This is a genomic window from Streptococcus cuniculi (assembly GCF_004570575.1).
Lineage (GTDB): Bacteria > Bacillota > Bacilli > Lactobacillales > Streptococcaceae > Streptococcus > Streptococcus cuniculi_A.
The window spans coordinates 1-1,825 of the sequence record NZ_SPPD01000040.1 but is presented as its reverse complement, the minus strand read 5'-3'; the positions used below and the strand labels follow the sequence as shown (position 1 = coordinate 1,825).

Here is a 1,825-nt window from a genome sequence, read left to right as displayed (position 1 = left end):
TATGGTTATGTATGGTATAATGAACTATGGCTTTTATTAAAACAACAACAAACAAAGAAGGTAGGACGCATGTTTACCTTGTAGAAGGCTATCGTAAAGATGGTAAGGTCAAACAGCGTATCCTTAAAAAATTTGGTCTGCTAGATGAGCTTGAATTAGAAGAGCCAGGGATTCTTGAGCGTCTTAAACGTGAAGCTAAAGAAAATACTTTAAATAATCCTAAGGTACTCCAGGTTTCCTATGACCTCCTTGCCCCCATGAATCAGCCTGATCAATCTTATGGTTGGATGGTTTTGGATAATCTCTTCGAATCTCTGGGGCTCACAGCCTTTTTAAAGGGTGTCAAAACGAAGTCCGAGTATGACTTGGCACAAGTGCTAAAGCTATTAGTTTTTCAGAGGATTCTCCGACCAGATAGTAAACTTGCCACCTATGCTTCTCAAGTAGACTTATTCGGACATTGGGACATTAGCTTAAATGCCATTTATCGCTCCTTGAACAAATTGAACACCTTGAAAGATGACCTTCAATATCATCTTCACAAGGTAGTGAGTCAGATGACTAAACGTGAAGCCAGTCTCGTTTTCTACGATGTCACCAATTATTATTTTGAGACAGATATTCCAGATAACGAATTAGTTTCAGAAAATGGAGAGATACTGCAAGAAGGGCTTAGAAGACGTGGCCCAAGTAAGGAACACCGTCCAAAACCCATTGTACAACTAGGACTCTTTATGGATGCCAACGGTATTCCGATTAGCTATAAACTGTTTCGAGGCAATCAAACCGATCCTGTTACCTATCTTCCGGCGGTTGAGGAAGTCAAAAAACAATTCGGAATTGAACGGTTAATTGTAGTCGCTGATAAGGCGATGAATAGTATGGCTAATGTTTCAGAAATGCTCAAGCAAGAAGATGGCTGGCTCTTCTCACAGAAACATCGCGAACGTCGAGGTGCTCCAAAAGATATTCAAGAACATATCCTTGATTCATCTGATTGGCACTTTAACCCAGAACTTACCTTCGCTAAGAAATCTTATATCCGTGAACGGAAATTAGGGAATAAAAAATCTTCCCCGGTGGTTCAAGAGAAGGTTCTCATCACTTGGTCTAAAAAATACGCCGACCGTGAACGCATTCGCCGTGAGGGTGCCTTAGACTATGCCAGTCAGTTAACCAATGCGGAGCTTTTTCGCCGAACCAGTAAAAAGGGAGGAAAGAAATACTTAGAGCTTCAATATTTAGATAAGGAAACTGGCGAGGTTAAACCCTACTCTCCTTTGATTACGATTGATCAAGAACAGGCAGATTTTGATGCTCAGTTTGATGGGATTCATGTGCTTGTCACGAGTGAGACCGAGATGACCGATGAAAAGATGTTAGCTGCCTATAAAGAGCTAACCAAGATTGAAGATTGTTTCCGTGTGACGAAAACAGAACTGGAAAGTCGTCCTGTTTACGTTTGGACGGAAGAACACATTCAGGCTCACTTTCTAACCTGTTTTATTGCCTTAGTTCATCTGCGTCTTCTTCAACATCAGATAGAGTGGCAGATGAGTCCTGAACGTGTCATTACTGCCTTAAACAGTGCCAAGGCAACACCGTTACAAGATAACTACTACAGGCTTCAAGAAAGCCTTGATATGCGAGAGTTAAATAGGTTGCTAGGAATTGAATGGACGAAGGGAATCGTTAAGTTTGAAGAGCTCAAACATTACGCTAAAAATCCATATACAACACTAAAATAAATTTAAAGACCAGCCAAATCCCTTGGCACACAAGGAGGGAGCTGGTCTTTGCTTGTTTTTAAGTGATAAACTCGGGA

1 protein-coding gene is annotated in these 1,825 nt (G+C 41.0%); it reads left to right on the top strand.

Annotated elements, in window-relative coordinates:
• The first annotated feature begins 26 nt into the window (after positions 1–26).
• The gene (locus E4T82_RS11865; RefSeq protein ID WP_135182970.1) at positions 27–1,748 is read left to right on the top strand and encodes an IS1634 family transposase; all 1,722 of its coding nucleotides are present in this window, start codon (positions 27–29) and stop codon (positions 1,746–1,748) included.
• Positions 1,749–1,825: the final 77 nt, after the last annotated feature.